The 20,792-nt window shown below is 61.1% G+C and carries 20 protein-coding genes; 10 read left to right on the top strand and 10 right to left on the bottom strand.

Annotated elements, in window-relative coordinates; translation table 11 throughout:
• Positions 1-96: 96 nt before the first annotated feature.
• The 5 genes from NYR50_RS09720 to NYR50_RS09740 all read left to right on the top strand — a co-directional run bounded on the left by NYR50_RS09720 (position 97) and on the right by NYR50_RS09740 (position 7,454).
• Positions 97-1,107: an AAA family ATPase gene (locus tag NYR50_RS09720; protein WP_418135777.1), complete on the top strand. Its 1,011-nt coding sequence runs from the start codon at positions 97-99 to the stop codon at positions 1,105-1,107.
• Between the two features lie 36 nt (positions 1,108-1,143).
• Positions 1,144-2,058 carry a DUF58 domain-containing protein gene (locus tag NYR50_RS09725; RefSeq protein ID WP_418135778.1) on the top strand — a complete coding sequence of 305 codons (915 nt, stop codon included), beginning with the start codon at positions 1,144-1,146 and terminating at the stop codon, positions 2,056-2,058.
• Positions 2,055-4,865 carry a DUF4159 domain-containing protein gene (locus NYR50_RS09730; protein WP_418135779.1) on the top strand — a complete coding sequence of 937 codons (2,811 nt, stop codon included), beginning with the start codon at positions 2,055-2,057 and terminating at the stop codon, positions 4,863-4,865. The genes NYR50_RS09725 and NYR50_RS09730 overlap by 4 nt, the downstream gene beginning before the upstream one ends.
• A gap of 1 nt (position 4,866) precedes the next feature.
• Positions 4,867-6,951 (top strand): hypothetical protein, encoded by a 2,085-nt coding sequence (locus NYR50_RS09735; protein ID WP_418135781.1) that lies wholly within the window; start codon positions 4,867-4,869, stop codon positions 6,949-6,951.
• A gap of 89 nt (positions 6,952-7,040) precedes the next feature.
• The gene (locus tag NYR50_RS09740) at positions 7,041-7,454 is read left to right on the top strand and encodes a GNAT family N-acetyltransferase (protein WP_418135782.1); all 414 of its coding nucleotides are present in this window, start codon (positions 7,041-7,043) and stop codon (positions 7,452-7,454) included.
• Between the two features lie 9 nt (positions 7,455-7,463).
• On the opposite strand, the gene NYR50_RS09745 is transcribed toward NYR50_RS09740, so the two are convergent.
• Positions 7,464-8,777, bottom strand: a complete 1,314-nt coding sequence (locus tag NYR50_RS09745; RefSeq protein ID WP_418135783.1) for an MFS transporter — start codon at positions 8,775-8,777, stop codon at positions 7,464-7,466.
• Between the two features lie 89 nt (positions 8,778-8,866).
• Positions 8,867-9,433: a GNAT family N-acetyltransferase gene (locus NYR50_RS09750; RefSeq protein ID WP_418135784.1), complete on the bottom strand. Its 567-nt coding sequence runs from the start codon at positions 9,431-9,433 to the stop codon at positions 8,867-8,869.
• A 296-nt stretch (positions 9,434-9,729) separates the two neighbouring features.
• On the opposite strand from NYR50_RS09750, the gene NYR50_RS09755 reads away from it, so the two are divergent.
• Positions 9,730-10,722, top strand: coding sequence for a glutathione S-transferase family protein (locus tag NYR50_RS09755; RefSeq protein ID WP_418135785.1), 993 nt, complete (start codon positions 9,730-9,732; stop codon positions 10,720-10,722).
• Between the two features lie 17 nt (positions 10,723-10,739).
• On the opposite strand, the gene NYR50_RS09760 is transcribed toward NYR50_RS09755, so the two are convergent.
• Entirely contained in the window at positions 10,740-11,231 is a 492-nt protein-coding gene (locus NYR50_RS09760; RefSeq protein ID WP_418135786.1) for an NUDIX domain-containing protein, read from the bottom strand.
• Between the two features lie 66 nt (positions 11,232-11,297).
• Here NYR50_RS09760 and NYR50_RS09765 point away from each other — a divergent pair, with 66 nt between their 5' ends.
• Positions 11,298-12,248 carry a metallophosphoesterase family protein gene (locus tag NYR50_RS09765; protein WP_418135787.1) on the top strand — a complete coding sequence of 317 codons (951 nt, stop codon included), beginning with the start codon at positions 11,298-11,300 and terminating at the stop codon, positions 12,246-12,248.
• A 196-nt stretch (positions 12,249-12,444) separates the two neighbouring features.
• On the opposite strand, the gene leuA is transcribed toward NYR50_RS09765, so the two are convergent.
• The 4 genes from leuA to NYR50_RS09785 form a co-directional block, all read right to left on the bottom strand.
• The gene (gene leuA / locus NYR50_RS09770; protein WP_418135788.1) at positions 12,445-14,154 is read right to left on the bottom strand and encodes a 2-isopropylmalate synthase; all 1,710 of its coding nucleotides are present in this window, start codon (positions 14,152-14,154) and stop codon (positions 12,445-12,447) included.
• 317 nt (positions 14,155-14,471) lie between these two features.
• Entirely contained in the window at positions 14,472-14,714 is a 243-nt protein-coding gene (gene brnA, locus NYR50_RS09775) for a type II toxin-antitoxin system BrnA family antitoxin (RefSeq protein ID WP_418135789.1), read from the bottom strand.
• Positions 14,695-14,964, bottom strand: coding sequence for a BrnT family toxin (locus NYR50_RS09780; protein ID WP_080807612.1), 270 nt, complete (start codon positions 14,962-14,964; stop codon positions 14,695-14,697). Before NYR50_RS09780 ends, brnA begins: the two co-directional genes overlap by 20 nt.
• A 34-nt stretch (positions 14,965-14,998) precedes the next feature.
• Positions 14,999-16,177 (bottom strand): benzoate/H(+) symporter BenE family transporter, encoded by a 1,179-nt coding sequence (locus tag NYR50_RS09785; protein ID WP_418135790.1) that lies wholly within the window; start codon positions 16,175-16,177, stop codon positions 14,999-15,001.
• Positions 16,178-16,437: 260 nt separating this feature from the next.
• Between NYR50_RS09785 and NYR50_RS09790 the strand changes: the two genes are divergently transcribed.
• The gene (locus tag NYR50_RS09790; protein WP_418135791.1) at positions 16,438-17,520 is read left to right on the top strand and encodes an esterase-like activity of phytase family protein; all 1,083 of its coding nucleotides are present in this window, start codon (positions 16,438-16,440) and stop codon (positions 17,518-17,520) included.
• Positions 17,521-17,592: 72 nt separating this feature from the next.
• On the opposite strand, the gene NYR50_RS09795 is transcribed toward NYR50_RS09790, so the two are convergent.
• Positions 17,593-18,237 carry an NrsF family protein gene (locus NYR50_RS09795; protein ID WP_418135792.1) on the bottom strand — a complete coding sequence of 215 codons (645 nt, stop codon included), beginning with the start codon at positions 18,235-18,237 and terminating at the stop codon, positions 17,593-17,595.
• Positions 18,234-18,749 carry a sigma-70 family RNA polymerase sigma factor gene (locus NYR50_RS09800; RefSeq protein ID WP_236777064.1) on the bottom strand — a complete coding sequence of 172 codons (516 nt, stop codon included), beginning with the start codon at positions 18,747-18,749 and terminating at the stop codon, positions 18,234-18,236. The genes NYR50_RS09795 and NYR50_RS09800 overlap by 4 nt, the downstream gene beginning before the upstream one ends.
• Before the next feature lie 219 nt (positions 18,750-18,968).
• Between NYR50_RS09800 and NYR50_RS09805 the strand changes: the two genes are divergently transcribed.
• Entirely contained in the window at positions 18,969-19,226 is a 258-nt protein-coding gene (locus tag NYR50_RS09805) for a pentapeptide MXKDX repeat protein (RefSeq protein ID WP_418135793.1), read from the top strand.
• A gap of 106 nt (positions 19,227-19,332) precedes the next feature.
• Here NYR50_RS09805 and NYR50_RS09810 read toward each other — a convergent pair whose 3' ends face one another.
• Positions 19,333-19,914, bottom strand: coding sequence for an ATP-dependent Clp protease proteolytic subunit (locus NYR50_RS09810; RefSeq protein WP_006314627.1), 582 nt, complete (start codon positions 19,912-19,914; stop codon positions 19,333-19,335).
• A 236-nt stretch (positions 19,915-20,150) separates the two neighbouring features.
• Here NYR50_RS09810 and NYR50_RS09815 point away from each other — a divergent pair, with 236 nt between their 5' ends.
• Positions 20,151-20,741: a HupE/UreJ family protein gene (locus NYR50_RS09815; RefSeq protein WP_006314628.1), complete on the top strand. Its 591-nt coding sequence runs from the start codon at positions 20,151-20,153 to the stop codon at positions 20,739-20,741.
• The last annotated feature ends 51 nt before the right edge of the window (positions 20,742-20,792 follow it).

The following is a 20,792-nucleotide window of genomic DNA, read 5'->3' on the forward strand; positions in this document are numbered from 1 at the left end:
AGCAATAAGCTATATGCAGCGCAAAATCCGTCCCGACCTGCTACCAGCAAAACCGGGATGCGACTGTGAGAGCGGCGAAGGTATGAGGAGAGCGACATGGGCGTGATGAATACCGGCGAAACCCTCGATGAAAAGGCCATCGTCGCCTCGGCCGAAAAGGCGCTTTCCGACATAGCGGCCATCCGCACGGAAGTCTCCAAGGTGATCTTTGGTCAGGAAAAAGTGGTGCAGAACACGCTTCTCGCCATCCTTTCCGGCGGCCATGCGCTGCTCGTCGGCGTTCCCGGCCTCGCCAAGACCAAGCTCGTCACCACGCTCGGCACCGTCCTCGGCCTCGATGCCAACCGCATCCAGTTCACGCCGGACCTGATGCCCTCGGATATTCTCGGCTCCGAAGTGATGGATCAGGATGAAAACGGCCGCCGCTCCTTCCGCTTCATCAAGGGCCCGATTTTCGGCCAGCTGCTGATGGCCGACGAAATCAACCGCGCCAGCCCGCGCACGCAATCCGCACTGCTGCAGGCCATGCAGGAATACCACATCACCATGGCCGGCCAGACCTATGAGCTGCCGAAGCCGTTCCACGTTCTTGCCACCCAGAACCCGCTGGAACAGGAAGGCACCTATCCGCTGCCCGAAGCCCAGCTCGACCGTTTTCTGCTGCAGGTGGACGTCGATTATCCCGAACTGGCCGCCGAACGCCAGATTCTGCTCGACACGACAGGCACCGCCTCGGGCGAAGCGCGCCCGGTGATCGGCGCAGAACGCCTGATGGAAATTCAGGCCCTCATCCGCCAGATGCCGGTCAGCGACAAGGTTGTGGATGCGATGCTGTCGCTCGTCCGCTCCGCCCGCCCCGGCCATGGCAATAAACTCACCGACAAAAATGTTGTCTGGGGCCCGGGTCCGCGCGCCGGCCAGTCGCTGATGCTGACGGCCCGCGCCCGTGCGCTCTACGAAGGCCGGCTCGCCCCGTCGCTGGACGATGTCCATGCCTTGGCCGAACCGGTGCTGGAGCACCGCATGGCGCTGACTTTCGCGGCTCGTGCCGAAGGCATGTCGGTGCGTGATGTCATCGCAGCCCTCGTGGAACAGGCGAAGAATTAAAAGACGCGAACCTAACCTTTCGCGAAAGGAGTGCCTGTGGCATCCATCGGCCAGATCGTAGACAAGACGCCGGGCAGCGAAGTTCTGGCGCGCGCGCGCCAGCGTGCCGCTCTGGTGCCGGACTGCATGGTCGAGGCAAAACGCATCGCCAACACCGTCACCGCCGGCTGGCACGGCCGCCGCAAGCGCGGCATCGGCGAGAATTTCTGGCAGTTCCGCCCCTATGCCGAAGGCGAAAGCCTCTCACGCATCGACTGGCGACGTTCTGCCCGCGACGACCATACCTATGTGCGCGACCGGGAGTGGGAGGCAGCCCACACCATCTGGCTCTGGGCCGACATGTCGCCGTCGATGATGTTCAAATCCACCCTCGGCGCCGTCTCCAAGGAAAGCCGCGCGCTGGTACTGATGCTGGCGCTGGCCGAAATCCTCGCGCGCTCCGGCGAGCGCATCGGCTGCCCCGGCATCATGGAGCCTGTCTCGGCCAGAAATGCCGCCGAACGGCTGGCCGCCGCCATCATGCATGCACCGCTGACCTCAGGCATGCCGGACACCTCCATGATCCGCGGCGCAAGCGATATCGTCCTGATCGGCGATTTTCTCGATGATGCGAAAAACGTGATGGAGCGGATTTCGCCGCTCGCGCGGCGTGGCCTGCGCGGCCATGTGGTGGAAATCGCCGATCCGGCCGAAGAAACCTTCCCTTATTCCGGCCGCACGGAATTCAGCGATCCCGAAACGGGCGAAAAACTCGTGTCCGGTCGTGCCGAAACCATTCGCGAGGATTACACCCGCGCCTATCTCTCAAGGCGCGAGGCGTTGTCCTCATCGCTGCGCCGTCTCGGCTGGAACTTCGTCTTCCATCGCACCGATCATCTCGCTTCCGAGGCGCTTGTCGCCGTTCACATGTATCTTTCCGGCGCGCCGGCACAGGGCGGTGGGCATCGATGAGCGCATTGCCTTTCGTCTTCACCAGCCCCTACATCCTCTTCGGTCTTCTGGCACTGCCCGCCATCTGGTGGCTGCTGCGGCTCACCCCGCCGCGCCCCAAGGCGGAGGTTTTTCCGCCGCTGAAGATATTGGCCACGGTGCTGAAGCGCGAAGAAACGCCATCGAAAAGCCCCTGGTGGCTGACCCTTTTGCGCATCGCGCTCGCCGCCGCCGTGATTTTTGCGCTGGCGGACCCTGTGGTGAACCCGCGCAACAACAGCATTGCCGGCTCCGGCCCGCTGGTGTTGGTGGTCGATAACAGCTGGGCCTCCGCACCCGACTGGGAGAGACGCGTGGCAACCGCCCAGGCCCTGATCGGCGATGCGGAACGGGCCGACCGCCCCGTCTCCATCAGCTTCACCGCCGATGCCGAACACGATGCCGTATCGGGGACGACAGCCGTGGCGCTGGACAAGCTCGCCGCTGCCAAGCCGAAACCGCTGGTTCCCGACCGTGCGCGCACAGCCGAAGCCATTACCGAAGCGCTGAACGGCACGCCCCCCGGCACGCTTGCCTATATTGCCGACGGCGTTCAGACGGCGCAGGATGAAAGCGCAATGAGAACGCTCGCCAGCCTCTCGCCGGCCGAATTCCGCATCGTCAGAGGTGACGGCAAAGCCATTGCCGCCATTACCGGCGCCACCAACAATGCCGATGCCATGAGCGTTACGCTGTCACGGCTCGATACGGCCGAAGCGGCAAGCCTCACCGTCAATGCACAGGATAGCCAGGGCCGCATTCTCGCCAACGGCACCGCCAGCTTTGCGCCCGGCGCGGCCGAAACGACGGCCACGGTGGAAGCGCCCTTCGAACTGCGCAACGATTTCGCCCGCCTCTCAATCGAAGGCATGTCGACGGCGGGTGCGGTGCATCTTCTCGATGACGGTTTCCGCCGCCGCCGCGTGGCACTGCTGGCCGGTGAAACCGGCAATGATTTCCAGCCGCTGCTGCAGCCGCTTTATTATATCAGCCGCGCGCTCCAGCCTTTCGCCGATCTCATTCCGCAGCGGCAGGCCGATCTTGCGCAGGCGATCCCGGAAATCCTGCAATCCAACCCGTCCGTCATCGTCATGGCCGATATTGGCCGCCTGCCGCAGGAAACCTATGAGCCGCTACAGCGCTGGCTGGCCGGCGGCGGCACGCTGATCCGCTTTGCCGGGCCGCGCCTTGCCGCAGCCCCCGCCGACGATCCGCTGGTGCCGGTGACATTGCGGCAGGGCGAACGCGCACTCGGCGGCGCACTCTCCTGGGCCGAACCGCAGCCGCTTGCCGATTTCCCCGCTTTCGGCGCTTTCGCCGGCATGCCGAAGGCCGATGGCATTCTCGTCAAACGCCAGGTTCTGGCCGAGCCGACGCCGGATCTCGCCGAACGCACCTGGGCAAGCCTTGCCGACGGCACGCCGCTCGTCACCACCCGAAATGTCGAGGCCGGCCGCATCGTGCTCTTCCATGTCAGCGCCGAGGCCAGCTGGTCCGACCTGCCGATCTCAGGCCATTTCGTTGATATGCTGCGCCGTATCGTGCAACTGTCGAAGGCCGGCGGTGCTTCCGCCTCCGCCAATGCCCCCGCTGCGGCCCTGCCCCCCTTCCGGCTACTGACGGCCGAAGGCGCAATGTCTGCGGAAATCGGCACCGCCCGCCCGCTTGAAATGCGCGCCGGCCAGCCGCCCCGCACCGGTTTCGACAATCCCCCCGGCCTTTATGGCACAGAGGATGGCTTCGTGGCTCTCAATCTCCTGCCCGCAGGTGCGACGCTGCGCCCGCTCGACACATCCGCTGCCGGTGTCAGCACGACAAACGAAGCGCTGATCGGCGAAACCGCGAAATCGCTGCGCCCTGCTTTGTTCATCGCCGCCTTCCTGATGCTGATTGCCGACAGCCTGATCGTGCTCTTCATGAACGGTGCCTTCGCGCGCCAGCCGAAAGCCCGCAGCGCGACGGTCGCCACCCTGCTTCTGGCGCTCGGCGCCTTCGCCGCGATGTCCCCAACAGACGCGCGCGCCGATGACCCCAAACCGGGCGACGAACAAATCTTCGAGCGGCTGGACACCACCCATCTTGCCTATGTCCGCACTGGCGAGGACGATGTCGACCGCATTTCCGAACAGGGTTTGCAGGGGCTGAGCGAATTCCTCACCTGGCGCACGACGCTGGAACCCGGCCAGCCGGTCGGGCTCGATATCTCCAAGGATGAATTGTCGTTTTATCCGATCATCTACTGGCCGGTTTCCGCCTCCGCACCCATGCCGTCGAGCGCCGCCATCTCGCGCATCGATGCCTATATGCGCGCTGGCGGCACCGTACTGTTCGATACACGCGACCAGTTCTCCTCGCTCGACACCGGCGCGACCAGCGCCAATGGCGAACGTTTGCAGGCGATCCTCGCCAATATCGATATTCCGCCGCTGGAGCCCGTGCCGGAAGACCACGTTCTGACGCGATCCTTCTACCTGCTCACCAATTTCCCCGGCCGTTACAATGGTTCGCCGCTCTGGGTGGAATCCCGCCAGGGCGCGGCCAAGACCACCTCCGGCCTCTCCTCCTCCGGCGATGGCGTGACGCCGATCATGATAACGGGCAATGATTTTGCCGGAGCCTGGGCCGTGGACGCGCAGGGCGCGCCGGTCCTGCCTACAGTGCCGCCGGATGAGCTGCAGCGCGAACACGCCTTCCGCTCCGGCGTCAATATCATGATGTATATGCTGACCGGTAACTACAAGGCCGATCAGGTCCACGTTCCCGCACTTCTCGAACGGTTGGGGCAGTGACATGACGTTGACCTTCGCCCCCTTCCTGCCGTGGATCGTCATCGCCATTCTGGCCGTCGCGGCCCTTGCCCTATCCTTCATCGGCCTGTGGCGCGGCGTGCGCGGTGCATGGCTGCGCGGGCTGGCGCTTGTCGCATTGCTCGCGGCCATCGCCAACCCGCTTCTGACGCAGGAGGAACGCGAGCCGCTTTCCACTATCGTGCCTGTGATCGTCGACCGTTCGCAGAGCCAGGACGTACAGGACCGGCCGCAGATGACGGACACGGCGCTGGAGACCCTGAAAGACCGGCTCTCCCGCTTCCCGCGCATCGAACCGCGCATCGTCGAAGTTCGCGACAATGGCGAGAGCGATTCGCCCTCGACGCAGCTTTTCTCGGCACTCTCCTCCGCCGTTTCGGACGTCTCGCCGTCCCGCGTCGGCGGCGCGATCTTCCTCAGTGACGGCCAGATTCACGATATCCCCAATGCACTGCCCAATGTCGAACAGGCGCTCGGCTTCCGCGCCCCCGTGCATGGGCTGATCACCGGCAAGGCCGATGAATTCGACCGCCGTATCGAGATCGTCCGCGCCCCGCGCTTCGGCATCGTCAACGAAGAACAGCAGTTGACGTTACGCGTCTTCGACGACGGCCGCCCCGCCGGCGGTGGTTCGGCGGAAGTGACAGTGAAGATGAATGGCGAAGAAATCGCCACCTTGCAGGCCACACCCGGCCAGCCGACGCCGTTCAGCTTCAAGGTTCCGCGCGGCGGCAACAATGTCATGGAATTTTCCGTCGCCGAACTTCCGGGCGAAGTGACGGCAGCCAACAACCGCGCCGTCCATCTGATTGAAGGCATCCGCCAGAATCTCCGCGTGCTGCTGGTCTCCGGCGAACCGCATGCCGGCGAGCGCGCCTGGCGCAACCTCCTGAAATCCGACGCATCGGTCGATCTGGTGCATTTCACCATTCTGCGTCCGCCGGAAAAACAGGATGGCACGCCGATCAACGAATTGTCGCTGATCGCCTTCCCGACCCGCGAATTGTTCGTCGAGAAGATCAATGATTTCGATCTCATCATCTTCGACCGCTACCAGCATCGCGGCGTGCTGCCGATCCTTTATTATGATTACATCGCGCAATATGTCGAAAAGGGCGGCGCGCTCTTGATCGCAGCCGGGCCGGAACATGCCGGTCAGGATTCGATCGCCATGACCCCGCTCGCCTCCGTGCTGCCGGCCCAGCCGACCGGTCAGGTGCATCAGGCCGCCTTTTATCCCCGCCTTTCGGAAGCGGGCAAGAAGCACCCTGTCACCCGCGGGCTGGAAGGCTCGGGCAATGAACCGCCGCAATGGGGCCGCTGGTTCCGCACCATCAGCGTCGACCCGCCGCAGGGCCAGACGGTGATGCTGGGCGACGGACAGGACCCGCTGCTTGTGCTGAACCGTCAGGGCGAAGGCCGTGTCGCCATGCTGCTGTCGGATCAGGGCTGGCTGTGGGCGCGTGGTTTCGAAGGCGGTGGCCCGCATGTGGCGCTTTACCGCCGCATCGCCCACTGGCTGATGAAGGAGCCCGAGCTTGAAGAAGAGGCGCTGACGGCGCGCGCCAACGGCCGCACATTGGAAATCAACCGCCAGACCATCGGCGATGATCCCGGTCAGGCCAGCGTGCGTTTCCCTTCCGGCAAGACCGAAAACATGGCCTTCACCAGCACCGAGCCCGGTCTTTACAAGATCGAGCGCCGCATGGACGAAACCGGCCTGTTCGAAATCAAGAACGGCGATTTCACCACCCTCGTCCATGTCGGCGCGGTGGATGCGCCGGAATTCAAGGCGATGATTTCAACGACCGAAACGTTGAAACCGCTGGCCGACGCCACCAAGGGCAGCGTGCACCGTGTCGCCGACAATTCCGGCCGCATCGCGCTGCCGGATATATTGCCGGTGCGGGGTGACATCAGGGTTGCCGACGAGGATCGCATGCTGATACGTCTGACCGACGAGACGGTGCTGAAAGGCGTCAACACCCTGCCGCTATTTGCAGGTTTTGCCGGGCTTGGTGCCCTGCTGCTCGCCTTCTCTGCGCTCTGGTGGCGTGAGGGCCGGTAAAGGTGTTTTAACCCGGCGGCAGCGCCGGGTTTCTCCGTCTCCGATTGAAACCCAAATCGGTCGCCGTCCGGCGTCTGGAGAAAAACATCATGAATTTCGTTTTGAGCGACGTCGCGGATCCAGAGGCCGAAAAGGCCATCCGCGATCCGCTGGTGGCCTATAATCTCGCCCGCTTCGGCGAAAGCGACAAACGCGAACTCAACATCACCATCCGCAACGACGACAATAGCGTCACAGGCGGTCTGGTTGGTCACACTGCACGCGGCTGGCTTTACGTGCAGCTTCTTTTCGTGCCCGAAGCCATGCGCGGTCAGGGGATTGCCCCCAAGCTTCTTGCAATGGCTGAGGAAGAAGCACGAATGCGCAGCTGCATGGGCGCCTATATCGACACGATGAACCCGGATGCCCTGAGAACTTACGAAAGATACGGCTTCACGAAGATCGGTTCGCTCGGGCCGCTCTCCAGCGGCCAGTCGATCACATGGCTGGAGAAACGCTTCTGATAGCGTATCTCAGGTCAGCGCCACCTGCCGCGTTTCCGCATTGATCATGGTCGCCGCAATGGCGGCCAGCACCAGCAGCCCGGCAAAGATGCCAATCGCGACCCCAAAACCCTGCGCGATGGCATAACCGAGCAGAGACGGCGCCAGCAGGCCGCCGAGCCTTGCCATGGCGCCTGCGGCACCCATGCCGGTCGCCCGCGATTCCGTCGGGTAAAGTTCCGGCGTAAAGGCATAAAGCGCACCCCAGGTGCCGAGCAGCGCAAAACTCATGATGAGAAGCGAGGCGGCAATCATCGCGCCGCCGGAAGCGAGCGTGAAAAGCAGGCATCCAAGCGCCGAGAGCAGGCAAAAACCGATCAGCGTCGGCTTGCGGCCCCATTTTTCAACGCCATAGGCGGCAAGCGCATAACCGGGGATCTGCGCCAGCGCCACCAGCACCAGAAACCCGTAACCACGCACGAAACCGAAACCGTCACCCGCCAGTTTCGCCGGCATCCAGGTGAAGACGCCGTAATAGGAAACGGAAACGAGGAACCAGATGGCGAGGATCATGATGCTGCGCTGCCGGAGCGCCGGCGAAAATATCCCCTGCCCCTTGGTCACGTCAGGCTGGAAGAGCCCGGTTCCGGCATCGAGAGGTGCACCGCCGTTCACCACCAGCATGCGGTTGACGACGGCCTTGGCTTCTTCGGATCGCCCCGTGCGCAGCAGGTAGAGCGGCGATTCCGGTACCAGAAAGCGAAGCCCGAGACCAAGAACGGCCGGGAAAGCCGTCACCGCAAAAATATAACGCCAGGCATCGGCCACGCCCGCAAGGCTGGCACCCCACGCCGCCAGCGCCACGATCAGCGTGCCGACCGCCCAGAAACCTTCCAGAAAAACCAGCCAGCGCCCACGATTTTTGGCAGGCAGGAATTCGGCCATCATCGCATAATCCACCGGCAAAGTGCCGCCCACCGCGGCTCCGGTGAGAAAACGCAGGACGAGCAGAATGGTGAAATCGGGTGAGAATATCGAAAGCACGCCGAACAGGGCATCACAGGCCACGGTGACGATCAGCACCCGGCGACGCCCGTAACGATCCGCCAACCGCCCGAAACCGGCAGCACCCAGCAACATACCGAAAAAGAACGCCGTTCCGGTCTGCAGCGCCTGCGGCACCGTCAGGCCGAAGGTTGCGGCAATCGAGGCAGCGGTGAAGCCGACGGCCAGAACCTGCATGGCATCCGCCGCCCAGACGAGGCCGAATATACCCATCAGCCGCCGTTGATAGGCGCCCGCGCCCGCGCGCTCCAGCGCATCGTTCATGGTGATTGCCGTCATATGCTCGCCCCCGTGCCGAAATCGACTTTCACTTGCTATCGTATAGGGGAAGGAAAAGAGAGAAGAAAAAGCCCTTTTAAAGAATTTCTTCAGCCATAAACCCGAAGAGGCTCCTCAAAACCCTCATCCGCCGCCGTAGCAGGCATGGCAGCCTCGCATTTGCGCCAGCCGATCCTGCCCTTCAGCCGCTGGTGCACATCGTCGCCAAGCGGCACCACCAGCACCCGGTTCGGATCGACAGGCCCGGGAAAATCGAGCGCCGGATAAGCGACCTTCTCGAAACCGAGCGGCATGTAATAGGGCGGATCGCCAATCAGGATAACGGCCTCGGAGCCCTGGCGCCTTGCAGCCGCAATGGCGATCCGGACGAGTTCGCGGCCAATGCCCATATTCTTGTGCGAGGGCCGCACCGCAAGCGGACCGAGCATATGGCCCTTCACCCCACCGGCCAGAACCGGCGTCATGCGCACCGAAGCGATGGTTTCGCCATCATCCGCGCAAACGAAGGACAGCGACCGGTCATGCGGCCCCTGCTCGCGGATGCGCGCCGCCGCACGGGTATGCCGGCCGGGACCAAATGCTTCTTCGTTGATGAGGTCGATGATGGCGTCGTGCGACGCGTCCTCGGTGAGGTAGACAAGATCGTGCTTGGACATGAAGAGACCGAAACTTCCAGAATGCGGATGCGATAATAGATGACGGCTGCGCCGGTAAGGGCGTTCAGGAGCGTCAGCGTCGTCGGAGCATCCGTGGTTCGATCATAATCAACAATTTCCTCAGATTTGTGAAAATCGCAATTATCAGGAAAATTCCCACCCGTCCAGAACAAATCTCGAGGCTATCCCATTCAGCCTGTGCAGGACCGGAAACGCATTGTTCAATGCCTTGCGGGTTCGCGGCGTCGCACAAAGCAGCTAGGATTGCGGTCAAGGAAACACACAAGGAGATTGTCATGGGCATGCTGGTGGAAGGCGTATGGAAAGACGTCTGGTACGACACCAAGGAAACCAAGGGGCATTTCAAGCGCAGTGCCTCGCAATTCCGCAACTGGGTCACGGTGGACGGCGCAGCCGGCCCTTCCGGCGAAGGCGGCTTTGAGGCGGAGAAGGATCGTTACCACCTCTATGTCTCCTTCGCCTGCCCGTGGGCGCACCGCACGCTGATCTTCCGCAAGCTGAAAAAGCTGGAAGACCTGATCTCCGTCTCCGTGGTTGATCCGCTGATGCTGGAAAACGGCTGGGAATTCAAGCCTGAGGGCGAGCGCACGCCGGGCGCAACGCAGGATCATCTGTTCGGTTCCTCAACCCTCTGGCAGGTCTACACCAAGGCGGACCCCACCTATTCCGGACGCGTCACCGTGCCGGTCCTCTGGGACAAAAAGCGCGGCACCATCGTCTCCAATGAATCGGCGGAAATCATCCGCATGTTCAACGTCGCCTTCAACGATCTGACCGGATCGGACGCGGATTATTATCCCGAGGCGCTGCGCGCCGAAATCGATGCGCTGAACGACGTCATCTATGACACCGTCAATAACGGCGTCTACAAGGCCGGTTTCGCCACCACACAGGATGCCTACCAGCAAAATGCGGTGAAGGTGTTCGAAACGCTGGATATGCTGGAAGACCGCCTGAAGGACCGGCGCTTCCTGTTCGGCTCAGAGCAGACGGAAGCGGACTGGCGCCTGTTCACGACGCTGGTACGGTTCGACCCTGTCTATGTCGGCCATTTCAAATGCAATATCCGCCGTATCCATGACTATCCGCACCTGACCGGTTACCTGCGCGATCTCTACCAGACGCCGGGCGTGCCCGACACGGTCGACATGCGCCACATCAAGGAACATTATTACCGCAGCCACCGCACCATCAATCCGACCGGCATCGTGCCCATCGGCCCGGAACTGGATTTGACCATGGCCCATGGCCGCGAGGCGCTCTCCTGACGGAAAGCCGCCCGCCGCTACCAATAGTCGGCGACCGCCGCTTCGCCGGCAAGCTCGGCAAGGCGGCGGCGGGTCGCGGGCGTCAATCCCTCGGGCAGGGTTGAGAGTTCGAAAAAGCCGCTTTCGGTGATCTCATGATCCGGCTTTTTCGGCTTCGTCTGGGTGACCTGAAGCCGATAGAGCGCCACATGATCGCGGTTGCTACCTTCCAGATTGAGGTAGACATGGACAAGCTCAGGGATCGAGGCAGCATCGAGATTGCCTTCCTCACGAATCTCCTTGTGCAGTGCCATCAGCAGGGTCTCGCCCCGCTCCACCCCGCCGCCCGGCAGATACCAGCCGGGCAGATAGGTGTGCCGCACCAGAAAAATCCTGCCCTTTTCATCGAAACAGGCCGCACGCACGCCAAGCGTGGCCCCGCGCGTGAGCAGGAAAACGAAATGCATAAAGCGGATGAAAACACGCCTGTGGAACGGACGGGCCTCCTGCCCTGTTGTCTCGTCATTCACCCTGGTTTCTCCGCGCTGGCAGGCTTTTATTGGACGTGCCACATATCATAGGTTATCTCTGCCGCCATGTTCAAACTTGCGCATATTTCAGACGTCCATTTAGGGCCACTGCCAAAGCTCACTTTCCGGGAACTTGCATCCAAGCGTATCACCGGTTTCGTCAACTGGCACCGCAACCGCCGCAAGCATCTCTTCACCGATACGCTGGAAAAGCTGCTCGACGATCTCGAGACCAAATCACCGGATCATCTGGCTATTACCGGCGATCTCGTCAATCTTGCGACCGGCATCGAAATCCGCGCCGCCGCCGATTGGCTGGAGGAAGTGGGCGACCCTGAAAAGACTTCGGTGGTTCCCGGCAACCACGACGCCTATGTCTCGGGCGCGCACGACAAGGCCATGCAGGCCTGGTATCCCTATGTGCGTGGCGATGGCGACCCGCCGGAATGGGACGATGACCGCAAGATTTTCCCCTATATGCGCGTGCGCGGCCCGGTGGCGCTGATCGGCTGCTCCACCTCGATTGCCACCCCACCCTTTTCCGCAACAGGATATTTCGGCAACCGGCAGGCGCGCGCCACGGCGGAACTGCTGAAAAAAGCTGGCGAGCAGGGGCTTTTCCGCGTGGTGATGATCCATCATCCCCCGATCCGGGGTGCGGCTGCGGCCCATAAACGCATGTTCGGCATGCGCCGTTTTGCAGCCGCGCTCGGCGTCGGCGGTGCGGAACTCGTGCTGCATGGTCATACACATTTGAACACGGTTTACTGGCTGAATACGCATCATGGGGAGGACCACATCCCGGTCGTCGGCATCGCCTCGGCCAGCCAGGGGCCGGGCGGCGAAAAACCGCGGGCGGCCTATAATCTCTTCCACATTTCCGGTGGGCCGGGCACGTGGAATGTTGCCTGCGAACGGCATAGCCTCAATGAGACGGGGACGAGTGTGGCGCTTGAGGATATCAGGGTGTTTTATGAGAATGGGCGACCGCTGGGGTTTTCGCGGTTGGGGGAGTAGAGATTAGAGCGTGTGGTTTACCCCCCTGTGCCCTGCCGGGCATCTCCCCCTCAAGGGGGGAGATCGACTCGTGGTTAGGTTTCGCCCATCTCAGCCTTTGTGAATGAAGTGACGGTAGCGCCTCTTGCCGATCTCCCCCCTTGAGGGGGAGATGCCCGGCAGGGCACAGGGGGGTAAACCCCACCCTCGAGGCTTCTTACTTCGCCCGCTCTTCCAACACCCGGTTGGCCGCCGAAACAATCGCCTCCAGCGAAGCCGCCACAATATTCGTGTTGATCCCAGCCCCGAACAGCTTCCCGCCCGGATGCTCCATCTCGACATAAGCGATGGCCGACGCATTCGAGCCATGCTGCAGCGAATGTTCCGAATAATCATTCACCGACAGATCAACCCCAAGATAGACCGACAGCGCATTGATAAACCCGTCGATCGGACCGGTTCCCTTGCCCTCGATGCGCTTCACCTCGCCATTATCGGTAATCTCGGCGGCGACGATGCGCACGCCCTTGAAATCGCCGGCCGGATAGGTGTGGTGATCCACGAACTTGATACGCGCATTCGGCTGCGTCACGTAACGCTCGATAAAGCGCTCATAGATGCGCTTGGCCGGCAGTTCCACACCTTCTTCATCGGTAATGCGCTGGATCTCCTCGCGGAATTCCACCTGCAGGTTACGCGGCAGGTTGATGCCGTAATCCTGCTGCAGAATATAGGCGATGCCGCCCTTGCCGGACTGCGAATTGATGCGGATGATCGCCTCGTAGGAGCGGCCGACATCCTTCGGGTCTATCGGCAGATAGGGAACTTCCCAGACCGGGTGATTGGCGACCTTGATCGCCTTCATGCCCTTGTTGATCGCATCCTGATGCGATCCGGAGAACGCCGTATAGACCAGTTCGCCGACATAGGGGTGGCGCTCGGGGATCGTCATCTCGTTGGAATATTCATAGACCGCCTTGATACGCTCGATATCGCGGCAATCCAGCTCGGGGTCGACGCCCTGCGTATACATGTTCAGCGCCAGCGTCACGACATCGACATTGCCCGTACGCTCGCCATTGCCGAACAGCGTGCCTTCGACGCGGTCCGCGCCGGCCATCAGAGCCAGTTCGGTCGCAGCGATGCCCGTGCCACGGTCATTATGCGGATGCAGCGAGATGATGACGTTTTCGCGGTTGTCGATATTGCGGCACATCCATTCGATCTGGTCGGCATAGATGTTCGGCGTCGCCATTTCCACCGTGGACGGCAGGTTCAGGATCAGCTTGTTATCCGCCGTCGGCTTCACCACCTCGACCACGGCATTGCAGATTTCCAGCGCCACTTCCAGCTCGGTGCCGGTAAAGCTCTCAGGCGAATATTCGAAGCGGAAACCGCCGCCGGCCTTGGCCGCCATGTCGGTGATCATCTTGGCGGCATCGACGGCAATCTGCTTGATGCCGTGCACATCCTTGCCGAACACCACACGACGCTGCAGTTCCGAGGTGGAATTGTAGAAATGGATGATCGGTTTGTTGGCGCCTTCCAGCGCTTCAAACGTGCGGGTGATCAGTTCCGGGCGGCACTGCACCAGCACCTGCAGGGATACATCGTCAGGCACATTGCCTTCTTCCACACACCAGCGGGCGAAATCGAAATCCGTCTGCGAAGCGGAAGGGAAACCGATCTCGATTTCCTTGAAGCCCATTTCGAGCAGCAGCTTGAACATGCGGGCCTTGCGGTCGTGGCCCATGGGGTTGACCAGCGACTGGTTGCCGTCGCGCAGGTCGACAGAACACCAGATCGGCGCCTTGTCGATGGTCTTGCCCGGCCATGTTCGATCAGGGATATTGATGGTCGGGTAAGGGCGATACTTGACGCTCGCGTCGGTCATGCCCTTGGAAATAGTGGTGATCTTGCCGTCCATGTCGCTTCCTCCATGCGCAGTCCGCGGGCGTCTGAAGCCATCGGCGGATGCGCGGCCCTTTAGAGCCTAAATCCAGTATAAAATGAGATTTCGAGATGAGGAGCGTTTGCGCCAGCGGGCTTTCGGCCGCCGGGCGCTCCTCACTGGACCCGGCAACCGTGTGTAAGGTCGAGGCTAAGAAGCGAGAGTGCACCGCACGGCGAGGCCTTCGCAGAAATCTGCGCGCTCATGCCGGAAATGGTTGCGATGCGGTTGCTCATGGCGACGTGTATAAACAGCGGCCGGCGGTCTGACAAGTGATCTTGTGAGGTGCGGCCTTATTTTCCGACCCTGCCAGCCTCAAGGCTTTCGGCAATCCATTTAGCCATAAGGGACTGCCGCGTCATGCCCAGGCGTGCTGCCTCCGCATCAACTCTGCGCAAAACCTTTTCAGGAAGATCGACATCGACATGCACCATTTCCATCCCGGGACGGCTAGCCTTCGACCAGTTGAGATAATCGTCGATATCTTCGCCTTCATCGAATTTCCTGTCGAACTCTTCAGCGCTGATCGTCTTCATAACGCTGCTTCTCCTTGTCCCTGGAACGCCTGACAGAGATGATCCGCACGCGGTCATGTCTATAGGTGTAAACGGCGCTCCAGCACTTCCCACGCAACTGAGCAATCATAATATACCGCTCTTCCAGCGTGGTTTCGAGAGGGACGACAAGTCTTTTCTCGTCCAGCCAAAGCCCTCTTGCCTCGACGAAATCTATTCCGTGCTTGTCTTTGTTACTTTCACTTTTGGCAGGATCAAATTCGAAATCCATAAATAGTATTTCTTTAAAACAATAAGCTCCCTATTTAAACACGCTTCACGACCCGCTGCAACGCCATCATCAGCCCGCCACCGATCAGCCCCCAGAAGGCCCCGGAAACGCCGCCGAAGGAGAGGCCGGATGCCGTGATGAGGAAGGTGATTGCCGCCGCCTCGCGGGTTTCCGGGTCTTTGAAGGCTGCGACGGCGGAGCCGGAAAAGGCACCAACCAGTGCCAGCCCCGCCACCGCCTGAATGAGGATGGGCGGCGCCAGCGCAACGAAGGCCGTGACAGCACCCGCGAGCAGGCCGAAGATGATGTAGCCGACGCCCCCGATGATCGCCGCCCAATAACGTCGTTTCGGGTCGGGATGCGCGTCTTCGCCGGCGCACATGGCTGCCGTAATCGCAGCCAGATTGACCGCATGGCCACCAAACGGAGCTGACAGCAGGGAAAAGAAACCGGTTGCGGCAAAAAGCGGTCCGGGCTGCGGATCGTAATGATTGACCTTCAGCACTGCGATGCCGGGAATGTTCTGCGAAGCCATGGTGACGATGAAAAGCGGCAGCGCGATGGAGATGATGGCATGCAGGCTGAAGACCGGCGTCACCCATTCCATCGGCGGCATCAGCGATTGCGCCACGCTATCGAATGCGCCCGCCGGAATATCGACGCCGAAGATCATGACCAGCACGAAGGCGGCAAGGGCTGCGGGAACCGCAAACAACCGTTTGAAAGCGCCGACAATGATCCAGGCGAGAATGATCGGCAAACCGAGCGCCGGATTAAATCCGATCGCCTTTATCGGCGCGAAACACAGTCCGATGATGACGCCCGACAGCATCGCGTTGGCAAGCGGCGCGGGAATGGAGGCGACCGCCTTCCCGAGCGGCCGGAACAGGCCGGCAACGATAATCAGGATGGCGCAGACGATGAAACCGCCAACGGCTGCGGGAAAACCACCATCGATGACGCCCGTGGTCGCCAGCAGGGCAGCGCCCGGTGTTGACCATGCGATGCTGATCGGAAGCCGGGTTGTGACGGAAAGAACGATGGCGCAAAGCCCCATCGCCACGGAAAGCGACATCAGTCCGGAGGCCGCCTCGAAGTCCGTCGCACCCACCGCTTTCAGTCCCTGCAGCACGACGGCGAAGGAACTGGCAAAACCGACAAAGGCGGTCAGGCACCCCATGAACAGGCTCTGGACGGAAAAATCTTTCAGCATGATGCACTCTGCGGCCTGCTGCCTATCTAAGAACCGCAGCTGTCTGCAGGGCGACGGGCAGGAACGAAACTTGAAGCGTGGGTGCTAATCCGAAGATGGCGACACGCTTTGGATGAAGCATGACTATATTCAGGATCAAAAAAGACAAGGCTTGGCAAGATGAGCCGTCGGACTTCAGGTACGGCTGCGTGCAAAACGTCATCAAAGTTTAGCGGCGGCGCGCTAATCCTCCCGGCAACAGCCACAGAGGAACCCTCGCCATGCTCCGCATCGTCACCATTGCCGCCTGCTCCTTCGTGGCCATTCCGGCCGCCGCCCAGACCCTGCCGCCACCGGCCCTTCTCGGCCAGATCGTCGTGCCTTCGGGCCTCTCCATCAATGGCGTCGCCTTCGGCGGCATTTCGGATCTGGCTTTTGACAGCGAGACCGGTCGTTATTTCGCCATTTCCGATGATCGCGTGGAAAAAGGCCCGGCCCGTTATTACGAGCTGGAACTGGGCCTGACGGAAGGGGTCGCGACGCTCAACATCGCCGCCATGCACGAATTGAAGGACGAAACGGGTACAGCCTTTGCGCCCAAGGGCATCGACGCGGAAGGCATCGCGCTCGACCGCAAGGATGGCAAGCTCTACTGGTCTTCCGAACGCGACCTGAAGAACCAGCCAGCACTTTATGTCTCCAATCTCGATGGCAGCAATGTCAAACGGCTGGAGCTGCCCGACGCCTATCTCGTCGATGACGCAAAGACCAAGGGCGTGCAGAACAATCTCGGCTTCGAAGGCCTGACGGTAACGCCCGGCCGACTGATCGCCGCCACGGAAAACGCCCTGACCCAGGATGGCCAGAAGGCGACGCCGCAGGCCGGCAGCCCGGCCCGCATCCTTGTCATCGACACGGCAACACAGAAGCCTGTCGCGGAACATATCTACGTCACCGAGGCGATCTCCAAAACGCCTACCGCCGCCGAGCCGAAATATAATGATAACGGCCTCTCCGCCCTCACCGCACTGCCGGATGGCCGCTTGGTGGCGGTTGAGCGCAATTTCGCGTCCGGCGTCGGCAATCATATCCGCTTTTTCATCGTCGACCTCGGCGGTGCGGAAAACATCCTCGGCAAGGACAAGATCGACGTGGCAAATGTGCGCGCCGTATCGAAGACGCCGTGGTTCGAAATCAACGAAGGCGATTTCGGTCTCGACATCGACAATATTGAAAGCCTGGCCTTCGGCCCGGTGGTGGATGGCAAGCAGATTTTCGTCATCGCCTCGGACGATAACTTCAACCCGGGCAAACAGTTCACCCAGTTTGTGGCCTTTGCCATTCCCGCCAATCTGGGCCAGTAAAGTCGCTCAAGGCTGACTGCCGGCGCGGAACTATCACCGGGCCGGCATCGCAAACCGAGGTGAGACGCGGGCTCACCAGCGCAGCAGCCGTGAACCGGCAAAAGCGCCTATCACGCCGGTCAGGAGAATGCCGAGCGAGTACCAGATCAGCACAAAAGCCATGCCGTTTTCGATGCAGAACCACGAATAGACCCAAGCCCCCCCCGCACCGGCCGCAAGGCCGGCGGCAAATCCCGCAAGCGTGGGATCGGCGGGAGCCGAATGCCTCAGAACCGCGAAATTCGCCAGAAACAGAGGCAGCGCGAAAGCAACGATCAGGAACGGGCAATGCAGCGCCGATGATCCGAGAATGAGAGTGCGATAAGTGCCCGGCAGGGCAAATCCAAGCTGGACCAGCGCGATCACCGCCATGGCGATAAAGATCACGGCAAGCCAGGCGAACAGGCCGCCTCTGTCGCCATCCGGCCGCGCCAGACGCATGACGGCCAGAAATGCCGTTAGGGCCAGCAGGGCATTATAGACGGATTTGACCCAGAAACCGGGTTCGGTCATCGCCACGCTCATATCCCTGCGCAGCCCGAGAATCAGGAACATCAACAGGAGCGAGAGGCCGAGCGCCGGCAAGGCTGCGCGCGCCAGCCTGCGCTCCAGCGCAGAAGCGGGGACGGGTTTCAGATCACCCGCCAGTTTTTCGATGATGTCTTCCGTCTTCCTCATATGTCCCCCCGCAACTTTGCCGCCAGGACTTTCAGCGTTCTGTGAATGCCGACCCTCGCCGCCAGCTCGGTCTGGCCGGATTTTTCCGCCGCTTCGGCGATCGACTGGCCTTCGAGTTTTACCCGTCTGATGAGGTCCCGCTGCCGCTCGGGCAATTCATCGAGCAGGCGCTCCACATCCATGCGGGCCGTGACCGCGTCGACGGACGACTCCGCTTCCAGTGTTTCGTCGAGTTCGACTTCCGAAAACATGCGCCTCCCCCTGCCCCTGTAGTGATCGATGAGCTTGTAGCGCGCTATCGAGAAGAACCACGCCGTAAACGGTCGCGCACGGTCATAGGTCTCCCGCTTGGCGTGAAGCGACAACAGGGTTTCCTGCACAAGATCTTCCACATCGGCGCGCGCCGCATCGGCCATGCGCCGACCGTAATAGGCGACCAGCAGTCGCCTCAAGGCGTGGAGCAAATGCCTGTAAGAGGCTTCGTCCCCATCAAGGGAACGCAGCATCAGCATTTTCAGTGTTTCTTCCGAGGGGCTGCCAGTCATCGTCACTATCGGGTTATTCGCAAATCGGCAGGGTATTGTTACACAGTGGCTTTAAAAAAATCTCGCCCGAACTTGTCGTCACAAACGCGTGAAGATGTAACGACCGGCTGGTCGCATCCGAATGGACAATCGTGAACCCCCGGCACAATGCCGGCGGACACGAAACGACATCCAGAGGAGACCTTCATGACCCGCATCTTTACCGCAGTTGCCACCGCCTCCCTCTTTTCCGTTCTGTCCTTTGCAGGCATCGCCCATGCCGACAGCATGAAAACCGATACGATGAAGAAGGATACCATGCATAGTGACATGATGAAGGCGGAGACGATGAAGAAAGACGGCATGTCCATGGCCAGCAAAAAAGACTGCATGCACAAGGCCGGCATGCAAAAGGACAAGATGAAAAAGGCCGACATGATGAAGGCCTGTGACACGATGAAATAAGCGAGCAGCCCGGCTGACCGGCGGCTAAACAAACCCGCCGGCCTGAACGCAAAAAGCCCGCGCCGGTTCTCACCGATGCGGGCTTTCTCAACTGAAAATCGGAAACTCAGAGTTCCGACTGGCTTTCGACGATCTTGCCGACGAGGCCGTAATCCTTGGCGTCATCAGCGCTCAGCCAGTAATCGCGATCGATATCCTTGGCGATCTTTTCTTCGGTCTGGCCGGTGGCCTTGGAGAAAATCTTGATCAGGCGCTGGTTCATCTTGATGATTTCGCGGGCCTGGATTTCGATGTCAGACGCCATGCCGCGTGTACCGCCGGAGGGTTGGTGCAGCAGGAAGCGGGTGTTCGGCAGGCAAAGGCGACGTTCCTTCGGCACCGAAACATAGATCAGCGCGCCGGCGGAAGCGACCCAGCCCGTGCCGATGATATAGACCTTCGGCTTGATGAACTTGATCATGTCATGGATGGAATCACCCGATTCCACGTGACCGCCCGGCGAATTGACGTAAACGCGAATGTCGTCGTCGCTGGCGGCGGCAAGAGCCACGAGCTGCGTGCAGACCTTCTGCGCCAGTTCCTGCGTGATGCCACCATAGATGAAGATCGAACGCGACTTGAAAAGATTCGCTTCCGTTTCCTTGCCGATCGGCAGTTCCTTGCTCTTGTCGTCTTCGTCTTCGTTCATCAACGGCTCTCTCCAGCGTAATTCTTGCATGCCCTTCGGACATAGTGCGACTTGTTACGTAAGGCAATGAGAGAAAAAGGCAAGGTTTGCCCGCCAACAATAAACACCACCACCGGCAGATGACGCATGGACAGCCTCTTGGCCTTCGAGATATCGTCCCGTGTCTCATTGCCGCGCCGCCCGTGGCGGGAAGCCCAAGATCCCGCTGTGAACGGTAACAATTTCAAGAGGGAATCATGCTGAAAAGACTAAGCCTCGCCGCCGCCGCACTCGGCCTCACCACCCTGCCCGCGTTTGCCCATCTGAACCCGGAAGAACACGGCTCCTTCATGGCTGGTGTTTCCCACCCCTTCTTCGGTGCGGACCATATTCTGGCGATGGTGGCCGTCGGTATCTGGGCCTCGCAGATCGCCTCTGCCCGCAACGACCGCAAGGCGCTGTGGATCGTGCCCGCCGCCTTCGTCGGCACCATGGCCGTCGGCTTCCTGATGGCGGTTTACGGCGTCGAACTTCCCTTCGTCGAACCCGCCATTCTCGCCTCGGTCATCGGCCTTGGCCTGCTGGTGGCCATGGCGGCAAGGCTCCCCACGGCAGCAGCGGCGGCCGTCGTTGGTGCTTTCGCCCTTTTTCACGGCCATGCCCATGGCGGTGAACTCGGTAGCGCGGGTGCCCTGCAATTCGGTATCGGCTTCATGATTGCCACCGCCATCCTGCATCTTGCCGGCATCGCGCTCGGTCTCGGCATCGCCCGTTTCGGCTCGGCCGCAAGCCGCACCGTCGGCGCGCTGACGGCGATTGCGGGCCTCTCGCTTGCCTTTGGCGGTTGAGGATCATTACCGAAATTTAAAATTTGGACCGCTTTGAAAAGCCTGAATTGT

The sequence above is a fragment of the Agrobacterium sp. El2ro-1b genome (genome assembly GCF_048298475.1).
Taxonomy (GTDB): Bacteria; Pseudomonadota; Alphaproteobacteria; order Rhizobiales; family Rhizobiaceae; genus Agrobacterium; species Agrobacterium fabrum.